Genomic DNA, 22,313 nt, shown 5'->3' on the forward strand with positions numbered 1-22,313 from the left:
AACTTTATAATTGGACACTACAAAGTTACTTAAAATCAACGAGATGCACAACTTTTTCTCCATAAAAATATACTAATTTTCAGGCGGTTTTTTAATTCCGCCAACAGGTAACCAGTTGTATGATATGGCTGCTGAGTATGCCGAGAACAACTTGAAAGGGGAGGAACTTGATTATTATTATCGTATCACTGACTAACAAAGGTAACGGAGAGACTAACCACCTCTCCATAACTAAGCTACAGAATGGAAACAAGATTTAAAATGGCTGCAACGCAAAGACAGATGAACTATCTCCTCAGTCATTATGGTGTCAAACTTTACGAGAGAATGGATAAGGAAGAGCCTAAGTTCCCGATTCCTGGGGAAGCAAACGTTTATCTTTGGAAGGTGCTGCTTCGTCATCCAGAAGGATTGTCAATTCCTTCCTTGATAGGTTACTCTAAGTTGTTGCCAATGTTGAGAAACTCATATAAAAAGCAGAAAGTATGAAAAAGAAAAGTGTTATGCAAGAGGACTTCGAGAAATTCTTGAAGTCCCTTCCCAAGAAAGTGTTTGTGAACACGGAAAGCGACAATGGGGATTGGTGGTATTCCTTTGCCTTCTCCGAAAACATCTATTTGGCTCTTTATTCTCACCAGACTGATGAATTTGTGCGCATCCAAAGAGTTGCTGGCAAAGAAGAAGCGGACTTTGACTTGTTTGCTTTGATGGATGATTACCTTACGGAAGAGGACACCTTGCAAAGTACAGGCATCTCGAAGACTTATAGCATCGGAGGAAGTAGTGACGGAAAGTATTTCTATATTTATAATGATTAGTTGTTAAAGTAATGAACACAAAAGTCAAAGAGAAAATGGAAGAGGTGAAGGCTACCTATCATGACTCAGAAGTAGTTATGGGAGAAATGCTGGCTTCTGTTCCTGCTGATGGGCTAAGCATGGAGGAAGCCTTCTTCCTATATGTCGCAGCGCTGAATTGGGCTAATGGCGATGAGTTTACACAAATCCTAGGTGATAATGAGGAAGAAGGTGTCAATCTTGTACTCGAAGCAAAGAAAATGATTGGTGTTATAAAATAACAAAGAAATAACTTGCAAGTTACGAAAAAGTTTCGTAACTTTGCAAGCACATAACAATAAATAGAAAAAAATAAATATGGAGAATATTGGAACAATAATAAGTATTTTAGTCGGATTGGTAACATTGTTATCAATGCTTGTTTGGTTTGGGCGTTTTATCCAACGTGTTAATGTTCATGACAAGAAGTTGGATGAGGTCTCTAGTGACATGTATGATATTAAAAAGCTGGTTACAATCCACGACTCAAAAATGGATGCTATATCTAAAAATGTTGGCGCTCTTCGTTTAGATGTGGATGACCTGAAGCAAGACATGACTTCAATAAAGACTTTGCTTATGGCAAAGTTCAAGGAATTTGAGGTGGTCTTTTCTGGGAAACATTCGCCTAGAGCTTTGAATGAAACAGGGCAGAAGATATTTGATGATATGCACGGAAAAGAGTTTTTGAAAAAGAACAAGGATTTGTTGTTTGCTTATGTAGACAAGGAGAAACCAAAGACCGCCTATGATGTTGAAGGTTTGTGCTACTTGGCTTGTCTCATGAATGTGAACAATGACGCCTTTATTGAGATAAAGAGTTTTCTCTATAACTACCCAACCATCACTTTGCCTGATGGCAAACCTCATGAGGTAACGATGGATGAAGCTTGCTCGGTACTGAGTCTTCCTTTGCGTGACATGTATTTGGAGGAACATCCTAATATAATAAGATAAAGTATGGATTCATTGTTGATTTTTATGACAGGCGTTGCAATAATAGCAGCAGGGCTTGCTTTTTGGGTAAACACCAAAATGGGGAAAAAATGGATTGATAGTTTGTAAGGTAAATCCAGAAATCATTAGCGTTTACAATGACAGAATTGGCTATTATTGCTGTTGGCATATTGCTGTGGAGCAATACAAGAGCTGGTAAGAAATGGTTGAAAGAACTTTAAGTATTTATAGAGGTGGCAAGTTGCATTGCTGCCTCTTAATTTTTCGGCTGCTCCCTCTTCAGTCGCAGCCAACAGGCGAACCGTTCAGCTTCGCCTGTAAAGCGGTATCGCCGATGGGTGTCTTGGTAAATGTTCCAAATAGTAGCTGTTTGGAACATTTGCGCTTTTCTTATGTCTATGGCTTCGCTTTATTCCCTTTCTCCTGACTTTCATCCATCCTCGGCTTCACTGAGTTCTCCTGAAAGTCTGGAGAAACTGCACTATGAAGCCATAGAGCAGCAAGGGAGATAGGTCGAACCTTCATGTGGGGCTTTGGCCACCACACCCCTTGGCGGATGGCATACATGCGAGGAGGACTTTTCTTTCAGGGTAGGCTTGCTTCCGTTTTTGGCGAAGATGGACTTCCTTCCCATCTCCACCTATTTTGAAAGCCAGGCTACCCCTCTCTCCAAGCCACATGGACATGCCATTCTCCTCACAAGTGTGCCATCCTCTACGCTCCTATATCTATAGCCGAAGTTTCGGAATCTTATTTTTCTGTTTCTATATTTCCTTATTTTCTTATTTCTTTATATATTTATATAAGTATATAGTTCTATAAGAATATAATTGTTCCTACCTATAAAACTACAGTGCTATATCTATATTTTTCTTTTCTACTTTTCTTATATCTATGTTTTCATATTTGTTTCTATTGTTCGACCTCACTTTTTTATTGAAGCGGTAGTGTGACCTCTGCCTCCCTTGCTTTTTCCTGTGCAAAGTTATGGCAGCCCTGTCAGATGCCAAGTACCAGGAGAGGACTCCTTATTTGGCTAAAACTTTCCTGGAAGCCTTCCGCAAATAATTCTTATTTGGGCATTCCTGAAAAGTTTCTACCAAATTCCTTGGCGTTCTGACTCCTCTGGGCTGCCATTCTTTCTGCACGTAAAAAGGCTACAGGAGGCGAAGGACACGCCGAGGTATGATAAAAAAAATATCGGATCGAACGAAACAAATAACTGTAAAAGGCTAGAAGGTTCCGGAAATCCAAAGTATAATTTTTAAAGTTGAACCGTTAAAATGAGATTGACAATGAAACAGATTATTAAGTTTCTCAAGAAGATGAGTGTGGAAAACGCTTTGTTTTTCTTCTCAATGTTTGGAGTGGCAATGATGGCTTTTGCTTTCATGGGTGGTAACATGCGCTTCCTTGATGAGGGATTGGCCATCTGGCTGATAATAGCTGGAGCAGTGATAGCTGGTGTGGGAATGATTGGAGTCTTCGCTAAGAACGACTTCTTCATCTACGACATCAACGAGACTTCATAGATTCTTTCGGGAGAGGTGAATAACCTCTCCTGTGCTTCTTTTTATGTTAGGCAAAGGTGGTGGTATATGTTAAAAATGAAAGATATATCATTTTATAGCAGTCATTTTAAGTTCCATCACTTATCTTTGTAACTTCAAAAATATAGATGATATGAGAATGAATGAGATTTCTTGGCAACGAATGGGTTGTATGAACCATAGTGCCAACGTTGTTCCTGCAGGAAAACCCTATAAGAAGCAAATGCTTCAGGGAAAAGTCTTTCCTGTCACTAAAGCACAGGCTAGGAACTTTGTTCTGATGGGGTGTCTGCTCAATGAACTTAACAACGAGGATGTTCGGGTAGTGGAATTGATACTGAACAAGCATGGAATTGTTGGCAACTACAGCTATGCCAAGAAAAAGGGGATGGTGAGACTCGTCAACTCATGTGATTTCGACAAGGCTCTGAGAATGGAATATAATTTTTAAAATTTGATGATATGGAAGAAAAGTATGAGAGTTTTAAACAGAAAATTCTGAAACTGAACGAACTCGCTTTGAGAGGGGAAGAGGGAGAAACCATTAATGCTCGAAAGGCAATGGTTAGGCTTTGCTCTACCCTGGGTGTTAATTTGGAGGACATCTTGAATGAGAGCGAACAAAAGAAAGAATATGTCTTCAATGTTGGATGTGACCACTTGCTGAAGGAGCTGTTCTTTATGTGCAGTGAGAAAATCTTGGGCGACGGTGAGATTTGGTATAAGGAGAAGAATAGCCATATATTCTTGGAACTTACTCCTTCACAATATGCCGAGTTGTTTACTTACTTCGATTTTCACAAGGAAAACTTCAAGAAGGAACTGAAAGCTACAAGGAAAAGATTGCTTCTGGCATATTTGTTGAAACATAATATCTATGTTGGTAATGATGACGGAACAGACAAAGAGCTTTCATCGGAGGAACGCCGCAATGCTTGGAAGACTTTGCAGATGGTTGATGGCTTGGAAAATGTGTCTTATTTAAAATCTTTGGAAGACAAGTAAATGGAAAAGAATGATATTTAATACAATGAAATGGTGATTGCCAGAATGAGAAAAATGAGGAAAGAGGCAGAAAAGCGAAATAGTCTCTGCTTTTGGAGTGTTTACACTAAAAACAGAGACTATTTTGTTATTAATATGTGTGAGATATGGTAACAAACACTGTCTCACCAGAATATCCTATCTTATAGGTTACTTCTTCCACAAGCCAGCGATAATCCGTCAATCCTTCGTTGAAAATTTCTTCATGCTCGTCGCCATACACCACCATATGCAGGAGAGACTTGTCTTCTAGCTCCTTTACGTTCCTTAGGTAGGATGGTGTCCTGTCGTCTTCTTTTCGAATCTCTTCCAATAGTAAGTGCAGGTCACTGTCGGAATTGGATAGTTGGCAGTAAAGCTGCTTGAATATCATGTCTTCGTAGTCGGAGAGCATGATGAATTCTCCTTTTCGAGGAATTATGGACATTTCGCATTCTATGAAGAATGCTCTGTGGGGATAGCACTCTGGGATATTGTTATAACAATCTATTCCTGTGCATCCCCAAACATTTTTTGGTAATAATATGACTTTCATCTTGATTTCTGGTATTGCTTAATATTCCGACAATGCTTCACTGCGGGAAACGCTTCTAGCCACAAAACTGAAGGAATTGCCTGTGCTCTTGTACTTGCAAGGTTCGCCTACTTTCGAGACTGCCACGCAAAACACAGAGAGTGGAAGAGGAGCTTCGGGATGCTCTTTTACAAAACTCTCGATTTGTTCCTTGAACCAAAATGCTTTCTTGCCATTGAAAACCACTACAAGGTTGCCGTTGCATTCTATGGCTGCCCTGCCAACTTCTTGGTCAAATATGTCAACTTTTTCCATTGTGCAACTTATTTTAGTTCTCTTACTTCCATGTTTACACCTCTCTCATAGATGACAAAGGTGTAGGTCTTTCCCTTATACTTGAACTCATCTATGGTACGTGATATGTCACGGCCTTTTACGTTCTCTTTCCCGGAAAGTCTGTTCATTTCGGCAACTTGGTTCTTCCTGTAATAGCCCAATATACCTTGTATGACCAAGATTGCGGCGACAATGGCAAATAGCCAAATGTTGTCTTTGAAAAATTTTCTCATCTGTCTTGTTCTTTAATTGTTATTATACTCTTCTATGGCCTTGAATATCTCCAAAGCCACTTGCGGAACCCAGGCATTGCCGTATGCCTTTATGGATTCCTTTCTCCATTTTCCTTCAGAAATGGCAAGGTCGTCCACATCGAAGGGAAGCCCATCATCTCCTCTGCATATAGCGGGTTGAACTGACGGGAACCCTGTGAACCCCCGGTTTCCTCTGCTACTTTCTTCGGTGATGGCAGCTTGCCGTTCATGGCAAGGGCTGTCAGTCCCATTCCCATCTGGCTCTTGGAATTGAGCTTGGTGGTGTACTTGGTCGCCTCCGCAGCTGTAGGCGTAGGGAGGAGGTGCAGGGGCAGGAACTCCGTCTTGCCCTTCTTGTTGCAACGTTTCAAGCCCTGTGTCTGTACGGTGGGCAACAATCCATATCCTGTTTCTTCTATGGGGCGCTCCTGTGGCACAAGCTGGAATAACAAGCGGTTGGACTTCATATCCTTCTCGCTCAATGTCTTCACAGATGGCATCGAGGATGTACCTGTATTCTTCTCTACATACAACACTTTCTTCGAAGAGAAAGTCTGAACGTCCCATTTCAGTGACACTGCTGGGTTGTACCATCGTCGTGATGCCAACAACGTTTTCAGCAACGACCCAAGTGGGCTGTATCTCCCGAATCGCTCGTAGCATTTCAGGCCAGAGGTAGCGGTCATCTTCCGCTCCTTTTCTGCTTCCTGCATAGCTGAAGGGCTGACAGGGAAATCCGCCTGTGAGAACATCGACTTTTCCCTTCCACTTCGTGAAGGTTGTCTTGGTGATGTCTTCATAACTTTCTGAATTTGGAAACCAATAGTCAAGAACTTGCCTTGGAAACTGCTGTATCTCGCAATGGAAGAGATTCTTCCATCCCATCCAGGAGGCTGCAAGCTCCGCACCGCTATCCCCGAGAATACGCTTGCGTGGGTCAAGGTGTTCTTGATGGTGGTATCGTTTGTTAATGGGGCTTCTCGCCCCCTTTCACCCCTCGGTGTTTTCAGGTATAGATTATTAAACCTGCTGCCGCACTGGGAGGAAGGGGAACGATGCCTACGAGTTGAAGATTTGGGAAATATCCCCTTTTCTGGGCTTTTTCACACGCACCTTTCCATGAAGCTCCTCATACTTGCGGATAAACATATTGAGGCCAACTCCGATGATTTCCTTGATGGCCACTCCCTCGATGTCGGCGATGGTTCGTACCTTACTCATCACATCTGGATCAACCATGGTGCTGATTACCTCATAGCGTGGTTTCTCCTTTCGCCTGGTAGGTGAAGGAGCCTCGCTAGGACATTCTTGTGTAGGAACAGCTTCCTGTTCCTCGGTCTTCCCTGTCAACCCTTGTAACAGGGAATCCATTGCGTTTGAATTGATGCTCTTTGACATAACTGCTAATTTTACGTTCTACTTGCTGATGGTTACATTGTTTAATACCATTCTCTCCAAAAACTCCTCGGTCAGGGCGATGTAGTCCTGTGCGCCATTGCTCTTCTTGTCGTAGTCAACGATGTTCGTTGCCTCCAATGGTGCCTGGGCGATGGTGACATTCTTGCGAATCTTTGTCGTGAACACTAAATCGTCCAGCTGCTTTCTCAAACCTTCCTCGATGTTCTTGCTGAGCTTCGTTCCTTCCCATCGAGTGATAGCGATACCGAAGATGTTTACCTTTGGATTGAGGAACTTCTTGATTTGGTTGATGAAGTCGAAGATCATCTTCAATCCGTTAAATGGCAAGACTTCTGCTACCAAAGGGATAATCACATAGTCGGATGCCGTGAGGGCATTCAGGGTGAGCAACCCAAGGGAAGGTGGGCAATCGATGAGGATGTAGTCGTACTCGCTCTTGTAGTTCTCCAACAACTCTGAAAGGATTCTCTCTCTCGCCATCTTTCCTGCCAACTCCAAGTCTGCCTGGGCTAGGTTCAAATCGGCTGGTATCATGTCCAAACGGATGTCCTCACGTACCTTATATATATAAAGGGAGGTGGAGGACTGGGATTTCAAGCCATCATAGATGGTGGTTGTGACCTCTTTCTTCAAGAGTGAACTCGTGAGGTTTGCCTGGGCATCCAAATCTACCAAGAGAACCTTGTAACCCTTGGAGGCGAGGATTGAACCCATACTTGCTGTTGTCGTTGTCTTACCAACGCCACCTTTGTGGTTGGCGAAGGAAATAATCTTTGCGTAATGTTTCATAAATGTTTATATAATTATATGTTTGTTTAAATGTTGTTTTGAATACGACTGCAAAGATATAAATATTTCTTTATATAATGAAATAAATATTGAATTATTTGCTTATATAAATGTTTTTTTGTACCTTTGCATCAGAAAAAGTTCTTAAAACATAAGTAATATGAAGAAAATTTTAGCATCAATGATGATGTTGGCTGCAACTTCCACAGGATTTGCCCAACAGGTAACGGCTCCAGAGCCTGAGTTTATTAACAGCTATTGCGTGCTCACAAGTGATTCCACTTTTGATGCGCTCCCAAAAGAGGACGGAATGATTTCCAAGCATCAGAATAAATTCGGCAAATTTGCCAAGATAGCAGGAGCTGTTGGAGACTTGGGGTTTGCAGGAGGTATGATAGGGGCCAGTACATCTGGAAGTGCTTCTGGTATAATTAATGGTGTTCGTGTGATGGGAACAGCAGCTGGAGTAGGACAAGCTGCCGATGCAGTGAATACCCTCGCAGGAGCAGAGGGTATGGACATTGCTTTCGCAGGTGGCAAGTCTGCCTACACCGTGAAGAATGCAAGCAATGGCATCCGTTTACTCATCAAGGGAGAGAAGAACGAGTACGATCCAATGGAGATTTACCGCATTGTACGTTTCAAAGCATCAAAGAAGGACAGAAGAATTCAATGGATGGAGTTCAAGCCTGCCTTGATAGGCAGCGCAGAAACCAAGAAGAGAGGATATGTAGCTTTCACAGGTCATAAATATGGAAACCAAAGCTATCTCTTGGAAATTCCAGCATCTGAGGCAGAGCCAGGAGAGTATGGCATCTTCTACATGTCAATCATCACGCTACAGCCATCCCTGTAGGAACATTTAGTATTAACAAATAAAACGTTACGATTATGGAGGCTTTATTAACTTTGGCATTTGCCGGTTGGCTCGGCAAGAAAACCGTGGAAGCGGTAGTTGGTGGTGGAAATAAAAAGAAAAGAAGACGCTCTAAGACCAACTGGGATAGACTAAGCTATTCCCAGAAGGCTTGGCTTCATGACCATTCACTATAGTTTAATGGCAAATCCTGTAGTTTAAATTGCAAAATCATTATATATAAGGTTCAACGCTCCTGGTTCGAGAGAATCAGGAGTTTTTTGTTTGTAAGCCATTAAAACTCATAAAAGTTTGGAGATTAGAATTATTTGTCATACTTTTGCAGCGGAATAAATTTAATAAAGTCCCTTTGTGGCATAAATTATGTGTAAGGTATCAGAAGAGACAATCCTCAAGGCTAACGAGAGGATGAGAAAATATAAGATAGGGCAGAACAACAAGAATGTCTCACCTATGGGGTTTACCTTGGACATGAGTGTCCAAGGTAAGACCTATAGTCAAACATTTACAGAGAATAGCATTAATGCTATTTTTGAACGTGTACTAAGCAATAGGCAGCATGGCAAAGCACTATAACTTCATTTATGAGGAATTGGTAAGGTATGAGGGTGACTTGGTAGGACGTGTTGACTACTCACTGTATAAAAGGGAAAAGATTGCTTTTATAGAACAATAGAGTAGGATGTAGGGGAGTAATCCCCTACATCTACTCTATTTGAAATATTTCGGTGCTATTTTACTTTGCTTGCCCTTTGCTCATAAGTTCGGCATAGGCAAGGGCATCTCTGATAATGCAACTGCTTTCAGTCTCTTTGTCTTCCTTGCAAATGGCCCTGTATTGTTGCTTGAAGACATCTGGACATTCCTCATAGGCATCGATAAGGACATATCTTATCCATTTGTCATAGTCCTTGGGATGAGGAAGCTTAAGTCTTCTCAGAAACATACCTGTGGCACGTTTCAAGGTGTTGACATCGAGCTTGACGGCCTTGCCTGTTTCCATGTCTATCCAGGCAAACAACAGGTGGGCTACCTGCACTGAGCGGTCTATGCTGATTTGAAAACATGATACCTTGAATCTTTTTTCAAATGCCAGACTTACTTCCTTTATTTGCTCCAGCGTGGTGGATGCTGGAACCTCAAAGGAAATTTCCCTGATGACCTTTGTGTTGCGATATGGCAGAAAAGAGGTCTTCTTTTCTATCACTCTAAGAAGTTTCTCGTATCTTGATACGTAAGTCTCTTCTATCCAATATTCTGGTTGCATGGGCAAATCTGCCCTAGCAACGTCAATGTTAAGGATTCCGTTATTTCTCATAAGGTTTGCGTTTTATATCATTTACTTTTTCCATAAGTCCCCATCTCTGTAAGTGAACTTAATCTCATAGATGAAGGCGATGATGATGCCAATGACGGCAACACCGAATGCTATTCCCACTATTTTCATAGGCTCTCTTTGTTTTTTATGAACTTGTAATAGGCATATGAGCGAAGGCTCTGAAAGTGTATGTAACTTCCCGACCAGTCCACTGCGGCCGGATTTCTGTCCATGATGGTTCTCGTTAGCACCTTTCCTGCTGAACTGTTGGGCAAGAACAGGTTCACTTCCTCGTACTCCTCGCTTTCTACGAGAAAGTGAGAGAGGTTGAAATGGTGGTTGAGGATGATGCAATCGCATTCCTTGGGGAGTGCAATCTTGCCGTCCTTTGACAAAGAGAGATAGGCCAGATAGTCCATGAAATTACTAAAAAGGCAGCAACTAGCGACTGAGCCTTTTTTAGAAGGTTGCAATGTGATGCCCTTGCGATGAATTGTCGTTGGTCTTTTCATCTCAGTCAGACTGATGAACTCCACGCCTCCGTGTACGTTTCTCATTCCTATTCCGTGCCACACTCTGTTCAGGCTGCTACAGTCGATGGAATATACTTCTTCTGGTATCGAGGAAGGATTTATGCCAAATTCTTGCAGTTTTTCTTGATCTTTCACTGTCAAGGACTCAAAGCAGATTTCTTCTGCTGCGTGTTCCAAATGCAGTGCTTTTCCGTTCTTTTGCTTGTTCATGATTGTTAAATATTTATTCGTTTCACTCATTTACTTTTATCATCATGATGTTCCTACATCTTGTTTATTAACTTTTGTAGGTCTTGTGTCGTTCTTCCTAAGGCGAAATAGTCGCTAATGTCCTTTTCTTGTTTGGTTCCGCTGAGAGGTAACTCCAATCTGAAAACGTTGTAATTGCCATTGTACTCTTCCACTCTGCTCTTGGATTCCTTGATGCCTGTAGTATCAGAATCGTAAAGAAATATAATTTTTCTGAATCTCTGGGAAAGCAGCTTTATTTTGTCTGCAGGTATCTTTGCCGTCTCGCTGTTGAATGCTATGGCATTGTAGCCATGGGAAGCAAGGGACAGGACATCCTTTTCTCCACCAGTGATGAACACCATGTCGCCGTTTTCTTGCAACTGTTCCCATCCAAACACATATGGCGTTGGCAGGTCGCCGCCATACAGAAATCTGTTTTCTGCCTTAGGACGATATACTTTGATGCCCTTCATGTCGTTGAAGAAATAGCCGTAGGCTGGGATGGCCTTGGAACCAAATATGTTGAAACTCTTGCCGTCGGCTTTATTGAAAGTCACGCTTCTTAGGCTGTGAACATGATAGCGACGTAGGGTGTTGACATCGATTCCATACTTGTTCCAATACTCTAATTCCCAAGACATAAATTCTTGTATGACAGGCATGAAAGTCTTGATACTTGATGTCTTGTTCTTGCTGATTTCTTGCTTGATGGCAGCTCTGTTGAACTGGGGCTTTGAGGAGTACTTTCCCTTGTTCTCCTCAAAGACTCCCAGGCACAGGTCCTGGTCGATTCTCTCCAATACGGCCTTGAAATCATTGCGGATGCTCATGTTCAGCACCCTTGCAGCGATTGCAAAGGCGTTGCCGCTACATCTGCTGTCGCCAAAGTCCTGGAGATAGTAGTAGGCTTGCTCTCCTGGAGGCTCGTTGAGATACAGATGGCAGGACGGACGGTTGTCGCCACTTCTGAAGGGGCTCTTGAACTTTTTCTTCAAGCACTCCTTACCCAGATAATAGCTGAAAATATCCAGTCCTCCATCTGTTTTCTTCAAAATTGTTTTGTATTCTTCCATGTAAAACCTAATTTTTGCCGCTTTATTTGCGATTTGAGACGTTTTGTTTGTTTCTGTGAGGAATTTATTGCTTGCCTCGGAAAAGCCGTCCTGAGCGTTGTTTTTACGCTTTTTAGTGAATCTTGCGGAAGTTGATGTCTGGCATGTGTACCACTTCCATCAGCTCGTTGAGCCTTTCCGCAAGCCTGTCACCATATTTCGGGCGTATGTCTGCCATCGGCAAGTTGGTGGTGATGATGGTCGGGAGCATCTTGTCGTAGCGATACGACAACAGCTGCTCGATGGGCTTGTATCTGTTCCCGTACTCGCAGAAGTCCGTTTCTTCCGTTCCTAGCTCGTCGATGGCGAGGATGTAGGTGTTGGCGCATCGCTCAAACTTGGGCTTGTTACTTACGAACATCTGGTAGAGTTCTCTAGCCGTGACTAGCCAGATTCCTGCCTTGGAGCTGAACACGCTGCCTTCTCCATTGCTGGGATCGGGAATCTTGCAGCAGTTGATGAAGCTTCGCATCCCCTTCACGCAGGTGGTCTTTCCGTTGCCTGTGATGCCGTTGAGGACAAGCCAGCAGTGCTCCTTTCCGGTTGTTAACCACGAGGCGACTTTTTTCATGCTTTCCATCTGGGATGGTTCGGCAACGAAAGACTTCTCTCTCTTTTTCACCTCTTGGGCGAAATGATAGCGCAGATGCTCAAAGCACAGCTCTGGGGTGAACCCCATGTTAGAAATTTCCTTCATAGATGCCTCCTTCCGAACTTTTTGGTACAAACTTCTCGCCGCTCCAACGCTCTGAGGTTGGTGATGGGGAACGGTTGGAAGCCTGAGGTTGGTTGATAGTTCTCAAATTCTTTTCAAGCCAGTCGCAGAAATGACACTTGAAGTCTTTCATATCCTCATGCTTATCCTTGCCACGGCAGACTAGTTCAATCTCGAACTCGTCAACTTTGTTCTTCACTTCCTCTGATGTGGAGAGCTTGTATTTTTTCTGAATGGCAGCTAACCATGCGGCTTCCACCTTCACGAGTTCCGCAAAACTTTCTTTGCTTGATTTCTTTTGCTCGTTTTCTTTCTTCACGTCGGTCACTTCCAAAACTTCGACGAAATCCCCCTCACGCACGTGCGCGATGTCGCCGTCGATATTCTTTATTTCTTTTATTCTTTTATTCTTATATTCTTTTTGTGTTGCCCAAGTACTGCCAAACTCCTGCCCATCTTGTGCCAAGGTTGTGCCTATGTCTTGCCCACCTTGTGCCACCATTGTGCCGTCTTGGAATCTGGTTGAGCTGTAACTTGCTGTTTTATAATTATTTGTATCTCCGTTATTTTGTGTCGTTATTGCACCTTCTTTTGTGTTACTTTTACTTTCTATCAAGTTGTGCCCATCTTGTGCCACCATTGTGCCGTCTGAAAAATTCTTTTTCTGATAACTATCATAATTACAGATGGTTATGATGCTTTGTTTATGTGACACCCCTGGCAAATATTCTATTTCGCCAGTTCTCTGTAATCTTGTTAAGCAGGTTCTGATGCTTCGCTCGGAAATACCTGTTGCTTTCGTCAACAATCTCAATGTGGTATTGAGTTGCCATGCTTCACTTGTACCATTATTACCTACGACTAGTTTTGCTTTCAACATGAAATATACGTACAGGTGTACCATGTTTGGTTCATGGTACCAACCCCAATCGCAGATTTTGCGATATAGCTTTATCCAATCTGGTGCATTTTCATCTATGCCAACAGGTTGAAACTTGTTGAAATCTACAAGAATGATAATCCTGCCATGCTTTAGTTTCTTGTATTCGATTTCTTTGGTTCGTTGGAGTCTTGCAAGGCTTGTCCTTAACGACTTCAATGAAATTCCAGTTTCTTTGGATAGCGTGTTGAGAGAAACAAGACATTCGCCACGTTTGATGGTGATGTCATTGTATTTGACATCATAAACGTTGGCGTTGAGAAGAAGGTACAGATATAGCTGCACCATGTTTGCGTCATGGTACCAACTCCAATTTACAAAGTTGCGGGGCAACTTAATCCAACTATTGTCTGCTATGTTCATGATTCTTTGGCTTTTGATTCCTCTATTTTGAAAGACACGCAGGGCTTGCCGCCTTTGTAGCTGATGATGATTTCATCGTCTTTCTCTGTTATGTCTCGTATGTAGGAAAGGAGAAATTTTCCTCTTTTCCAACTTAGCTCTTGCTTTTTTATGTCCTCGCCTAGGTTGTGGAGTGCAAGCTTGCACTCTTCTATGCCTTGGCAAGGGGCAAAGTACGAAGGCTTCAACTTCACGAGGAGGTCTATAAGCCAAGGTTGCTTCTCTGCTACTTGATAATGTCTTTTTATTCTGTACATTGCTCTTTGCTTTAAAAGTAGTCTTGCTCTCTTCGGTGTAACTCCTGAAGGTCGCTGACTTTGTATTCTGTCTTTCCCTTTCTCTTGGAAAAAGGTTTGAGCTTGCCTTCCTTAATCCAACGGCGCACATTCCCAGAACCGAACACTCTCATACTTTCTCGCTCACTATAATACTTTTTTGGAGGATTCTTTATCAAGAGCGCAATCTTCGGTGCCAGAAAAGTAGCTAAGTCTTCAAGAAATGTCTTGTAACTGACATTCTTGTCCTCAAACACGATTCGCTGTTCCATAAATTTCTGTTTTATTGTTCAACTCACTTGGATATACCACAGGATTTGAACGCCCATGATATATTCCTGCTTCCTTCAGTATCTTCAAGACACCACAGCGAGAAAAGTTGTATTTCTTGGCAAGGTGTTCCATCACAGGGGTTGGTTTCAGCACCTTGTTCAGGATGAGTTGCCCATACACGTTGAGGTAGTCGCTGATGACTTGCTCCCTCTTTTTTATTCTTTCGCCTATTGAGGTTCCTGAATAAACTTCGGTTAAAATTTCAAAGTTATTCTTGCTCATATTGTATTTTTTATGTATATTTGCAAACGTATTTCGTTTTACGAACGTTACTATTTCGTTATTTCGAGTGCAAAGATAAATAAAGTTTTAATAAAAACTTAAAGAAAGGTTTAAATTTAAGATAGTTTTATTTAATTTTACATATAATGACAGGTAATAGATTAAGAGAACTTTTAACTCTCGGGAATGTGAGCATTAAAGGTTTGGCTGAGAAATTGAATATGACTCAGCCTAATTTAAGTGCTCAGTTTAAGGTGCAAGATGTGAAGTCTGGCATCTTGGAGAGAATATGTGAAGTTCTTGGTGTGACTATGGATTTCTTCTATGGTGGAACAAAGTACATGAAGAATGGCGGCGAAGGCTACGTTGCTAAAGAAGAAACTGTAGGCGTGGCGCAGGAAGAGGATGCAGCAATCCTATATAAGAAACGACAACAGAGCCTTGCTGATGCAAAAGACCAGGAGATTATATTTCTAAAGGGACAGGTGCAAGCATTGAAGGAAACTATCCAAATGCTTGGTGGCAAGAACTCAAATGTGGATGTGCCTATGCCGTTGCAGAAAAAGAATGCGTAATCATCCATCACGATTTCATGAAAAATAGATAATGAATTAACTATATATATAAATATGTATATAAATATAATAAGGTGTAAAGCCTTTACATAGACAGAAGGAAATATTATCCTATGTTTAGAGTAACCTACGGAAAGGGCTTCCCATACTGATAATATTGCTGCGGCACAGGCTGCTGTTGAGGAGTAAATCTTTTCTGAAGAAGATAAGTACGATTAATAGATTAGATAATTTGAGGGGGAAGTGTTTCGCCAGAAACACTTTCCTCTTTTTCGTTTCTTTTAATAGAACTTTTTCCTCCTTTTTCGTTTCTTTTAGGTTAAAAATCAGAAGAAAAGTATTAAATCATTTGCAGATTACATTTATTTTCCGTAATTTTGTCGGAAAATAGAGAAATATGGAAGGATGGGTAATGATTTATGCGACGATTTCCCGGCACGCCCTGAAAGGGCAGAAGCTCCTAGCCCAGGGCAGCGCCCTGGGTAATAGTTGTTGTAGCTCTGCGCCCTGTAAGGGCAAAAGCTTTAAAAATATAGCTGCAGTATGGAAGCTTTGCCCTTACAGGGCGTAATTACCATCTCTATATTATCCCCAGGGTGTTGCCCTGGGCTAGGAGCTTCTGCCCTTTCAGGGCGTATGGGGCTTACTTGCGAAATTTAGTAAATAATTTAAAGGCTTCAAAAATGAATACATTGGCTTTAACTTTTGCTGTGTGCTCAATAGTAGCATTGGCCTTTCTTGCATGGCTCTTTACCCCTTGGGGAAAGAAATGGTCTAAGGAATTGTAAAAATGAAGAAGATAAAATATATAATGATGGCTTGCTTGCTGACTGCAAGCTTGGGCATGGAAGCCAAGTCGATGAAAGACCTGCTGGTTTCGATGCCTGATGAGGTAATGCCTTGTCTCAACAAGAACATGCGACTCGAATTTGCTGAGTTGCAGGAGATGGGAGTGAAGGCTGAAGTGAAGAATCTCCTGGAAGAGGTGAGCGTGATGGATACGCTGACCCAGGACTTCGTGCAGATCCGTATGACCAAGGCTTCTACCTTGCAGATGAAAAAGTTGCCTGTGGAAAACGGAGATTCCGTGCTCTGCGTAGTCAAGACTTTCGCAGGTCCCGAGAAGGAGAGTGAGCTCTATTTCTATAATCAGGATTGGAAGAAGATGGATGCCACTCGGCTCCTGGATGGTAAGCGGATGGAGGATTTGGCAGAAAGCCTTATCCAGAAACCGGATACGATGAGCGAAACTCGCTTTGCAGAATTGAAGGCGATGGTAGAACCGAGAATGGTGAGCGCCTTGCTTTTGCAGAACGAAAACTCGCTGGTTGTACGTCTGTCTTTGCCATTGCTCTCTGCTGAAGATAAAAAGGCAGTAAATGCAATAAAATTGCAAAGAAGCTTTAAATGGAATGGAAAATCCTTTAAAGAGAGTTAATTCTTTGTAGGTTTTTGCAATAAAGTATGGAAAGTTGCAGGATTATTTGTAATTTTGCAGCGTGTTTTTCATGGTATTAGATTATTAAGGTTAATAAAAGATTGGTTGTCGTGAGACAATCAATTTTTTTTGCCCTTTTCTGAAGGCTTTTACCCTTTACTTTTCTCTTCGTCCGATGACCGCTGGTTCTGGACGTATGAGGTGTTTTAGAAGTATGGGTTGTTTCGAAGTGTGGGTTGTTTAGAAGATAAACAACCCGATGATTCCACAGATGAAAAGCAGCAGAATCGGATTCGCTTTCCTTACTTTCGTAAAGTAGAATGCACCCAGGAACAATGCTACGCTGGCACCGAAAGCAAATGGATCTTCTGTTGGCGATCCAAAATTCTCCTTATTCATCAAGAGCATAGCTGCTGCAGCAATCAGTCCGATAATGGCAGGGCGAAGACCGGCGAAGATGTCCTTCACGATCTTGGAATCCTTGTGGGTTGTCAGATAGCGGCTGATGAGAATCATGATGATGAATGGAAGCCACATGATGGATAGCGAAGCCAGTACGGAACCCAACCAGGCTGCCCAGACAGGATAATCCGCATGGAGACAAGCGGTATAACCCACGTATGTGGCGCAGTTGATGCCGATAGGTCCCGGAGTAGATTGGCTGATAGCCACGATATCCGTAAACTCGGCATTGGTGAGCCAATGGTTCTTTACTACGGTTTCGTTGTGGATGAGCGAAAGCATCGCATATCCACCACCAAAATTAAATGTACCAATCTTGGTAAATATCAGAAATAATTTCAGAAATAGCATGACTTTTACCTTTTTACTTTTTTACCTTTCCATAAAGCCAGCCGAGCACGCCGGCGGCTATGATAATATAGATAGGTGAGATGCCGAATGCAGCAATCAGCGCACAGCATACAAACGGAATCCAGATATTGTAGCGGTTGATGTTCGCCGTCTTTGCCATCTTGAAGCAAGGAGCCGCAATCAGCGCCACCACGGCAGGGCGAACACCGGCAAAGAACTTGCCCACCCAGTAATTATCCTTAAACTGCTGGAAGAACATGGCGATGATGAGGATGGCGATGATAGAAGGCAGGGCGATGCCAATGCACCCACGATGCCTCCCCATACGCCCTTCGTCTTGTAGCCGATATGGCTCGCCATATCAATGGCGAAGATGCCCGGGGTAGTTTGAGCCACCACCATGATGTCCATAAATTCCTGTTTATCCATCCATCTGTTCTCATCCACGAATTCTCTCTCCATGATCGGTATCATGCGTAGCCTCCACCTAGCGTAAAGGCACCAATCTTGTTACACGTTAGGAAAAACTTTAATAACATTTTATCTTTTATTTTGATTTCGACTGCAAATTTACACATAATTTGTTAAATAAACTAGCTTTTTGGCGGATATTCTTAAAAAATCTGCGTTCTTTAAGAGATTTTGTGTACCTTTGCAAGATATAATAAGGTGTTGTCTGCAATGGCGCATCCCTTGAGAAGGAGGACGTAGCAGATAGAAAAAGAAAAATAAAACCATAAGGAAATATAAAAATAAGAATATGAATCTAAAAGTTCGCTTGGCGCTGATGAACTTTCTGGAGTTCGCAGTTTGGGGAGCCTATCTTACATCTATGGGCAACTATCTCGGCAAGGCCGGAATGGGTGCTGAAATCTCCTGGTTCTATACCATCCAGGGTATCGTATCTATCTTTATGCCTACATTGATGGGTATTGTAGCTGACAAATATGTACAGCCGCAACGCCTCTTGGGCTATTGCCATCTTCTGGCTGGCTTGTCGATGATAGCTCTTTTCCTGATGGGAGAGGCGAGTGCTACTCCTAACGAGGCTGTCTTCATGGCGATCTATACCTTCAGCGTAGCTTTCTATATGCCTACGCTGGCGCTGTCGAATACTTCGGCGTTCACCATTCTGAAGAATCATGGACTTGATACCGTGAAGGATTTCCCGCCAATCCGCGTCTTCGGTACCGTAGGATTCATCCTTACCATGTGGATAGTCAACTGTGCTACCTGGGATAACGGTTCGTTTATGTTCCTCTTTACCGAGAATGCACATAAGTTCCAATATACCCACTTCCAGTTCCTGGTATCTGGAGTATTGGGCATCGTTCTCTTCCTCTACTGCTTCAGCCTGCCACAGTGCCCGCTGGTGAAGAAAGAGGCACGCAGCTGGGTGGAGACCTGGGGCTTCGATTCCTTCAAGCTCTTCAAGAGCCGCGAGATGGCGATGTTCTTCATCTTCTCAGGCTTGCTGGGTATGAGTCTGCAGGTAACCAATGGTTATGCTACTCCGTTCATCACCAGTTTCAAGGGCGATCCTTCCATGCTCGATACATTTGCAGCCAATAATGCCACTCTTCTAGTTTCTATCTCCCAGGTGGCAGAGGCACTCTGCATCCTCCTGATTCCATACTTTCTCAAGCGTTATGGCATCAAGGTGGTGATGCTCATCGCCATGTTTGCATGGGTATTCCGCTTCGGATTCTTCGGATTGGGTAACCCTGCTTTCCCAGGCGTAACCCTCTTCATACTCTCATGCATCGTCTATGGTGTGGCATTCGATTTCTTCAATGTGTCGGGTGGACTGTTCGTTGATCAGAAGTGCGAGCCTAAGGTGCGTGCTTCTGCCCAGGGACTTTTCATGCTGATGACCAATGGTTTGGGAGCCTCTGTTGGCACAATTCTTGCAGGACAGGTGATCAACCATTATTGTCATTGGGAGAATGGATATTTGATGGGCGATTGGCAGACTTGCTGGTTTATCTTCGCAGGTTATGCACTCGTGGTCGGAGTAGCCTTCGCCGTATTGTTTAGACCAAAGAAAGGATAATGAAAATGGAAAAAATAAAATTAGTTTATCAGGGAGCTTTCGCAATTCCTGATGCTGAGGAGGCTTGTGTTGTCACTCTTACTGATACCCAGGAGGTACGTGCACTCTCCATCGTAACAGATAAGCCGATGGCCAATGAAATCAAGTTTCATCAGCTTGATAAGGATGTAAAACATCCGCATCTGGTAGATGTGTTGGCTAGAATGATTTGTGAACAGGGTCCTCAAGCCTATCACGTTGTTTTCGAGGCCAATGGAAACATAGGGCCTAAGGCAAAATTGGTGAATGCTACTTCTGGATCAGCGTATTCTCTTCCTCAGGATGAGGCTGTCCTGCTGGCGTTGGCCGCCGGTCTGGAGATCTTTACCAATATGGAGGTGCTTCAGAAATTCACTACACCTTTCCGCAAGGATGTGATGAGTGTGGCACTTCCTATCGTGGGATTACCGGATTCACTTCTCAAGAAAGCACTGGAGAAAGCGGTAGAAGAAGAAAACTACGAGGGAGCTTCCTTTATCCGTGATGAGATGAAGCGCCGCCAGGAAGAAAAGGATGAAAAGAACTTGACTGATTGATCATTGATGATAGATAATTGATAACGAATGAAAGAGGTTAGATATTTCTATGTGCCGGATGCGGCAAACCAGGTGGAATTGCCCGCAGAGGAGGCTACCCATGCGCTGAGAGTGTTGCGACTGAAGGGTGGTGATGAGATTTTCCTCATGGATGGGGAAGGGTCTTTCTATCGTGCAGAGGTGACAGCAGCCTCCAGCAAGCGCTGTCTTTATGAAATCAAGGAGAATATGCCTCAGAAACGTGCATGGAAGGGGCATATCCATCTTGCCATTGCACCTACCAAGATGATGGAGCGTATAGAGTGGATGGCTGAGAAAGCTACGGAAATCGGGTTCGATGAACTCTCTTTCCTCAATTGTCAATTTTCTGAACGAAAGGTAGTGAAGACTCCTAGAATAGATAAGATTGTCATCTCTGCCGTGAAACAGAGTCACAAGGCGTGGAAACCGGTTGTGAATGAGCTGGAGAGCTTCAAGGAGTTTATCCAGACTCCTCGTTCGGGACGCAAGTTTATCTGTCATTGCTACGAAGAAGTAGAGAAGAAGGATTTCTTCCAGGAAATCTCGTCATTATCAGCTGATACTGATGGCAAGGATGCAGCTGATATCACGGTTTTGGTAGGTCCAGAAGGCGATTTCTCTATTGATGAAGTTCGTCTTGCCTTGGAGAATGGTTACGAGAGCGTATCGCTGGGTACCAGCCGACTTCGCACGGAAACGGCGGGACTTGTAGCTGTTCACATGGCGCATATTGCAAGAAGAATATAAGAAGATTATATAAGTGTTAGTTTTTGTGATGAAAAGATTGTATAAGAATTTGGTTTTGATGAGCTTAGCACTTCTCGTTGTAGTGTTAAGCTCATGCTCTGGCAGCGATTATCTCAATGCCATTCCTAAGAAAAGTACAGCTCTTATCTCGGTGGATTTGCAGCAGATGGCTTCCGATAAGAATGCGGAAGACAAGGCGGGTATGCTCAAGTCTCTGCTCCACGTGGATGATGTAGATAAGTGTGGCATCGATATCTCTGAAAAACTTTATCTCTTCGAGAGTGCCGATGGCAACCTCGGTCTCTGTGCCAAGGTGAGCGATGAGGGGGATGTGGAAGACTGGCTTGCCTCGCTTGCCAAGAAGCGCATTGCTTCGGAAGTGAAGGAGCGCAAAGGCTTTCATTTCTCAGTATTGAAGGATTCGTGGCTTGTGGGCTTCTCCGGTCAGGCACTCCTCGTGATGGGTCCTGTGGTGGCTGATGCCCAGGCTCAGCTCCAGCAGCAGATGGTAAAGTATCTGAAAGCAGAAGAGGAGGATGGCATCACCGTTTCTCCTATGTACGAGCGTCTGCAGACCCTCTCTTCTCCTATGGCTATGGTGGCTCAGGCACAGGCTTTGCCTGAAAAGTTTGTAGCTCCATTTACCCTGGGTGCTCCTAAGGATACCGATCCTTCGCAGGTGGTCATCGCTGCCGATATGGAGGTAAAGGATGGCATCCTGCAGATTCAGGGTGAGACATTCTCCTTTAATGAAAGCATCGATAAGGCGCTGCAGAAGGCGATACAAAACTATCGTCCTATCAAGGGCAGTTATGTGAAATCGATGCCCGATGATGCACTGGCAGGTATCTTCATGAATGTAAATGGTGAACAGTTCCTGCCGATGATGCAGAGCAACCGCAGTCTTCAGACCCTCTTGATGGGTATCAACCAGGCGGTGGATATGGATAACATCATGCGAAGCGTAGATGGCGATATGGCCATCGTCTTGCCTACCTTGGGCGATGCAGACCTGAAGATGATGATGGCTGCTAAGTTAGCGCATAGCAAGTGGTTGGGTGATGTAGATTACTGGAAGACTTCATGTCCTGCTGGTGCCAAGATTGCCAACTGGGGTAAGAATTCCTATTTCTATACCGATGGCAAGACTTCCTTCTATTTCGGCGTAACCGATGATAAGCAGTTCTTCAGCGGCAGCGATGAGCTGACAGCTCAGTATGCCGTGAAGTCAAGCAATCATCCAGTAGATTCCAAGATTCAGAAGCTTATCGTGGGACAGAAGCTGGCGATGGTCATCAATCTCGCCAAGAGTTCTGATGGCAGCGGTACAGGCAAGGATGATGCCATCTCAACTGTAACTGGTCTGCTTGCTCCGATCTTCGGAAATCTTACTTCTGTGGTTTATACCTTGAAGTAACAGGTAAAAAGGTCAAA

The 22,313-nt window shown here is 43.3% G+C and carries 30 protein-coding genes and 1 pseudogene; 15 read left to right on the plus strand and 16 right to left on the minus strand.

All coding sequences use genetic code 11. The features are described from left to right. The first annotated feature begins 261 nt into the window (after positions 1-261). From DW830_RS11560 to DW830_RS11590, 7 genes are all read left to right on the plus strand, one after another. A complete protein-coding gene (locus DW830_RS11560) occupies positions 262-489 on the plus strand; it encodes a hypothetical protein (protein WP_119250024.1) in 228 nt (75 codons plus the stop codon). Then, positions 486-818: a hypothetical protein gene (locus tag DW830_RS11565; RefSeq protein WP_119250025.1), complete on the plus strand. Its 333-nt coding sequence runs from the start codon at positions 486-488 to the stop codon at positions 816-818. The genes DW830_RS11560 and DW830_RS11565 overlap by 4 nt, the downstream gene beginning before the upstream one ends. Before the next feature lie 11 nt (positions 819-829). After that, positions 830-1,078, plus strand: a complete 249-nt coding sequence (locus DW830_RS11570; RefSeq protein WP_119250026.1) for a hypothetical protein — start codon at positions 830-832, stop codon at positions 1,076-1,078. A 76-nt stretch (positions 1,079-1,154) separates the two neighbouring features. Continuing rightward, positions 1,155-1,793, plus strand: a complete 639-nt coding sequence (locus DW830_RS11575) for a hypothetical protein (protein ID WP_119250027.1) — start codon at positions 1,155-1,157, stop codon at positions 1,791-1,793. Positions 1,794-3,088: 1,295 nt separating this feature from the next. Then, positions 3,089-3,325 (plus strand): hypothetical protein, encoded by a 237-nt coding sequence (locus DW830_RS11580; protein ID WP_119250028.1) that lies wholly within the window; start codon positions 3,089-3,091, stop codon positions 3,323-3,325. 157 nt (positions 3,326-3,482) lie between these two features. Next, positions 3,483-3,794: a hypothetical protein gene (locus DW830_RS11585; protein WP_147487262.1), complete on the plus strand. Its 312-nt coding sequence runs from the start codon at positions 3,483-3,485 to the stop codon at positions 3,792-3,794. 11 nt (positions 3,795-3,805) lie between these two features. Then, a complete protein-coding gene (locus DW830_RS11590; RefSeq protein WP_119250030.1) occupies positions 3,806-4,348 on the plus strand; it encodes a hypothetical protein in 543 nt (180 codons plus the stop codon). 130 nt (positions 4,349-4,478) lie between these two features. Here the strand turns inward: DW830_RS11590 and DW830_RS11595 are convergent, their stop codons facing one another. The 6 genes from DW830_RS11595 to DW830_RS11620 all read right to left on the minus strand — a co-directional run bounded on the left by DW830_RS11595 (position 4,479) and on the right by DW830_RS11620 (position 7,699). After that, the gene (locus tag DW830_RS11595) at positions 4,479-4,814 is read right to left on the minus strand and encodes a hypothetical protein (protein WP_147381978.1); all 336 of its coding nucleotides are present in this window, start codon (positions 4,812-4,814) and stop codon (positions 4,479-4,481) included. A gap of 126 nt (positions 4,815-4,940) precedes the next feature. Continuing rightward, positions 4,941-5,216 carry a hypothetical protein gene (locus DW830_RS11600; protein ID WP_118313381.1) on the minus strand — a complete coding sequence of 92 codons (276 nt, stop codon included), beginning with the start codon at positions 5,214-5,216 and terminating at the stop codon, positions 4,941-4,943. An 8-nt stretch (positions 5,217-5,224) separates the two neighbouring features. Further along, on the minus strand, positions 5,225-5,365 hold the full coding sequence (locus DW830_RS15875; RefSeq protein WP_153087002.1) for a hypothetical protein: 141 nt from the start codon (positions 5,363-5,365) through the stop codon (positions 5,225-5,227). A gap of 117 nt (positions 5,366-5,482) precedes the next feature. After that, positions 5,483-6,376 (minus strand): DNA cytosine methyltransferase, encoded by an 894-nt coding sequence (locus DW830_RS11610; protein WP_317125412.1) that lies wholly within the window; start codon positions 6,374-6,376, stop codon positions 5,483-5,485. A 174-nt stretch (positions 6,377-6,550) separates the two neighbouring features. Next, a complete protein-coding gene (locus DW830_RS11615; RefSeq protein WP_147487263.1) occupies positions 6,551-6,862 on the minus strand; it encodes a hypothetical protein in 312 nt (103 codons plus the stop codon). A 45-nt stretch (positions 6,863-6,907) separates the two neighbouring features. Then, positions 6,908-7,699, minus strand: coding sequence for a ParA family protein (locus DW830_RS11620; protein WP_117586516.1), 792 nt, complete (start codon positions 7,697-7,699; stop codon positions 6,908-6,910). 160 nt (positions 7,700-7,859) lie between these two features. Here DW830_RS11620 and DW830_RS11625 point away from each other — a divergent pair, with 160 nt between their 5' ends. Both DW830_RS11625 and DW830_RS15880 read left to right on the plus strand, forming a co-directional pair. Next, positions 7,860-8,555, plus strand: a complete 696-nt coding sequence (locus tag DW830_RS11625) for a hypothetical protein (RefSeq protein WP_147487264.1) — start codon at positions 7,860-7,862, stop codon at positions 8,553-8,555. Positions 8,556-8,590: 35 nt separating this feature from the next. Beyond that, the gene (locus DW830_RS15880) at positions 8,591-8,752 is read left to right on the plus strand and encodes a hypothetical protein (protein WP_153082140.1); all 162 of its coding nucleotides are present in this window, start codon (positions 8,591-8,593) and stop codon (positions 8,750-8,752) included. A 560-nt stretch (positions 8,753-9,312) separates the two neighbouring features. On the opposite strand, the gene DW830_RS11635 is transcribed toward DW830_RS15880, so the two are convergent. From DW830_RS11635 to DW830_RS11670, 8 genes are all read right to left on the minus strand, one after another. After that, on the minus strand, positions 9,313-9,843 hold the full coding sequence (locus DW830_RS11635) for a hypothetical protein (protein ID WP_118256026.1): 531 nt from the start codon (positions 9,841-9,843) through the stop codon (positions 9,313-9,315). A 176-nt stretch (positions 9,844-10,019) separates the two neighbouring features. Beyond that, complete coding sequence (locus DW830_RS11640; RefSeq protein ID WP_144150493.1) at positions 10,020-10,451, minus strand: hypothetical protein; 432 nt, start codon at positions 10,449-10,451, stop codon at positions 10,020-10,022. Between the two features lie 239 nt (positions 10,452-10,690). Next, entirely contained in the window at positions 10,691-11,710 is a 1,020-nt protein-coding gene (locus tag DW830_RS11645) for a toprim domain-containing protein (protein ID WP_228112403.1), read from the minus strand. A gap of 133 nt (positions 11,711-11,843) precedes the next feature. Then, entirely contained in the window at positions 11,844-12,467 is a 624-nt protein-coding gene (locus DW830_RS11650) for a hypothetical protein (RefSeq protein ID WP_118253402.1), read from the minus strand. Further along, positions 12,451-13,788, minus strand: a complete 1,338-nt coding sequence (locus tag DW830_RS11655) for a hypothetical protein (RefSeq protein WP_118085728.1) — start codon at positions 13,786-13,788, stop codon at positions 12,451-12,453. The genes DW830_RS11650 and DW830_RS11655 overlap by 17 nt, the downstream gene beginning before the upstream one ends. Continuing rightward, the gene (locus DW830_RS11660; protein WP_119229926.1) at positions 13,785-14,084 is read right to left on the minus strand and encodes a hypothetical protein; all 300 of its coding nucleotides are present in this window, start codon (positions 14,082-14,084) and stop codon (positions 13,785-13,787) included. The genes DW830_RS11655 and DW830_RS11660 overlap by 4 nt, the downstream gene beginning before the upstream one ends. Positions 14,085-14,095: 11 nt before the next feature. Beyond that, a complete protein-coding gene (locus DW830_RS11665; RefSeq protein WP_117586506.1) occupies positions 14,096-14,374 on the minus strand; it encodes a hypothetical protein in 279 nt (92 codons plus the stop codon). Next, the gene (locus DW830_RS11670; RefSeq protein ID WP_117586505.1) at positions 14,352-14,657 is read right to left on the minus strand and encodes a hypothetical protein; all 306 of its coding nucleotides are present in this window, start codon (positions 14,655-14,657) and stop codon (positions 14,352-14,354) included. Before DW830_RS11670 ends, DW830_RS11665 begins: the two co-directional genes overlap by 23 nt. A gap of 203 nt (positions 14,658-14,860) precedes the next feature. On the opposite strand from DW830_RS11670, the gene DW830_RS11675 reads away from it, so the two are divergent. Then, the gene (locus tag DW830_RS11675) at positions 14,861-15,232 is read left to right on the plus strand and encodes a hypothetical protein (protein WP_220429571.1); all 372 of its coding nucleotides are present in this window, start codon (positions 14,861-14,863) and stop codon (positions 15,230-15,232) included. A 790-nt stretch (positions 15,233-16,022) separates the two neighbouring features. Next, a complete protein-coding gene (locus DW830_RS11680) occupies positions 16,023-16,670 on the plus strand; it encodes a DUF3256 family protein (protein ID WP_233544500.1) in 648 nt (215 codons plus the stop codon). Between the two features lie 240 nt (positions 16,671-16,910). Here the strand turns inward: DW830_RS11680 and DW830_RS11685 are convergent, their stop codons facing one another. Further along, entirely contained in the window at positions 16,911-17,483 is a 573-nt protein-coding gene (locus DW830_RS11685) for a chromate transporter (RefSeq protein WP_119250035.1), read from the minus strand. 13 nt (positions 17,484-17,496) lie between these two features. Then, a pseudogene (locus tag DW830_RS11690) lies at positions 17,497-18,022 on the minus strand (chromate transporter). 221 nt (positions 18,023-18,243) lie between these two features. On the opposite strand from DW830_RS11690, the gene DW830_RS11695 reads away from it, so the two are divergent. From DW830_RS11695 to DW830_RS11710, 4 genes are read left to right on the plus strand one after another with little or no spacing between them, the layout of a single operon-like run. Beyond that, the gene (locus DW830_RS11695; RefSeq protein WP_119250036.1) at positions 18,244-19,536 is read left to right on the plus strand and encodes an MFS transporter; all 1,293 of its coding nucleotides are present in this window, start codon (positions 18,244-18,246) and stop codon (positions 19,534-19,536) included. Positions 19,537-19,541: 5 nt separating this feature from the next. Next, positions 19,542-20,111 (plus strand): UvrB/UvrC motif-containing protein, encoded by a 570-nt coding sequence (locus tag DW830_RS11700; protein WP_158573494.1) that lies wholly within the window; start codon positions 19,542-19,544, stop codon positions 20,109-20,111. 27 nt (positions 20,112-20,138) lie between these two features. Then, the gene (locus DW830_RS11705) at positions 20,139-20,879 is read left to right on the plus strand and encodes a 16S rRNA (uracil(1498)-N(3))-methyltransferase (protein ID WP_119250038.1); all 741 of its coding nucleotides are present in this window, start codon (positions 20,139-20,141) and stop codon (positions 20,877-20,879) included. A 58-nt stretch (positions 20,880-20,937) separates the two neighbouring features. Beyond that, on the plus strand, positions 20,938-22,296 hold the full coding sequence (locus tag DW830_RS11710) for a DUF4836 family protein (RefSeq protein ID WP_233544501.1): 1,359 nt from the start codon (positions 20,938-20,940) through the stop codon (positions 22,294-22,296). The last annotated feature ends 17 nt before the right edge of the window (positions 22,297-22,313 follow it).

Origin of the sequence: Prevotella sp. AM34-19LB, from assembly GCF_003468525.1 — a bacterium.
GTDB lineage: Bacteria > Bacteroidota > Bacteroidia > Bacteroidales > Bacteroidaceae > Prevotella.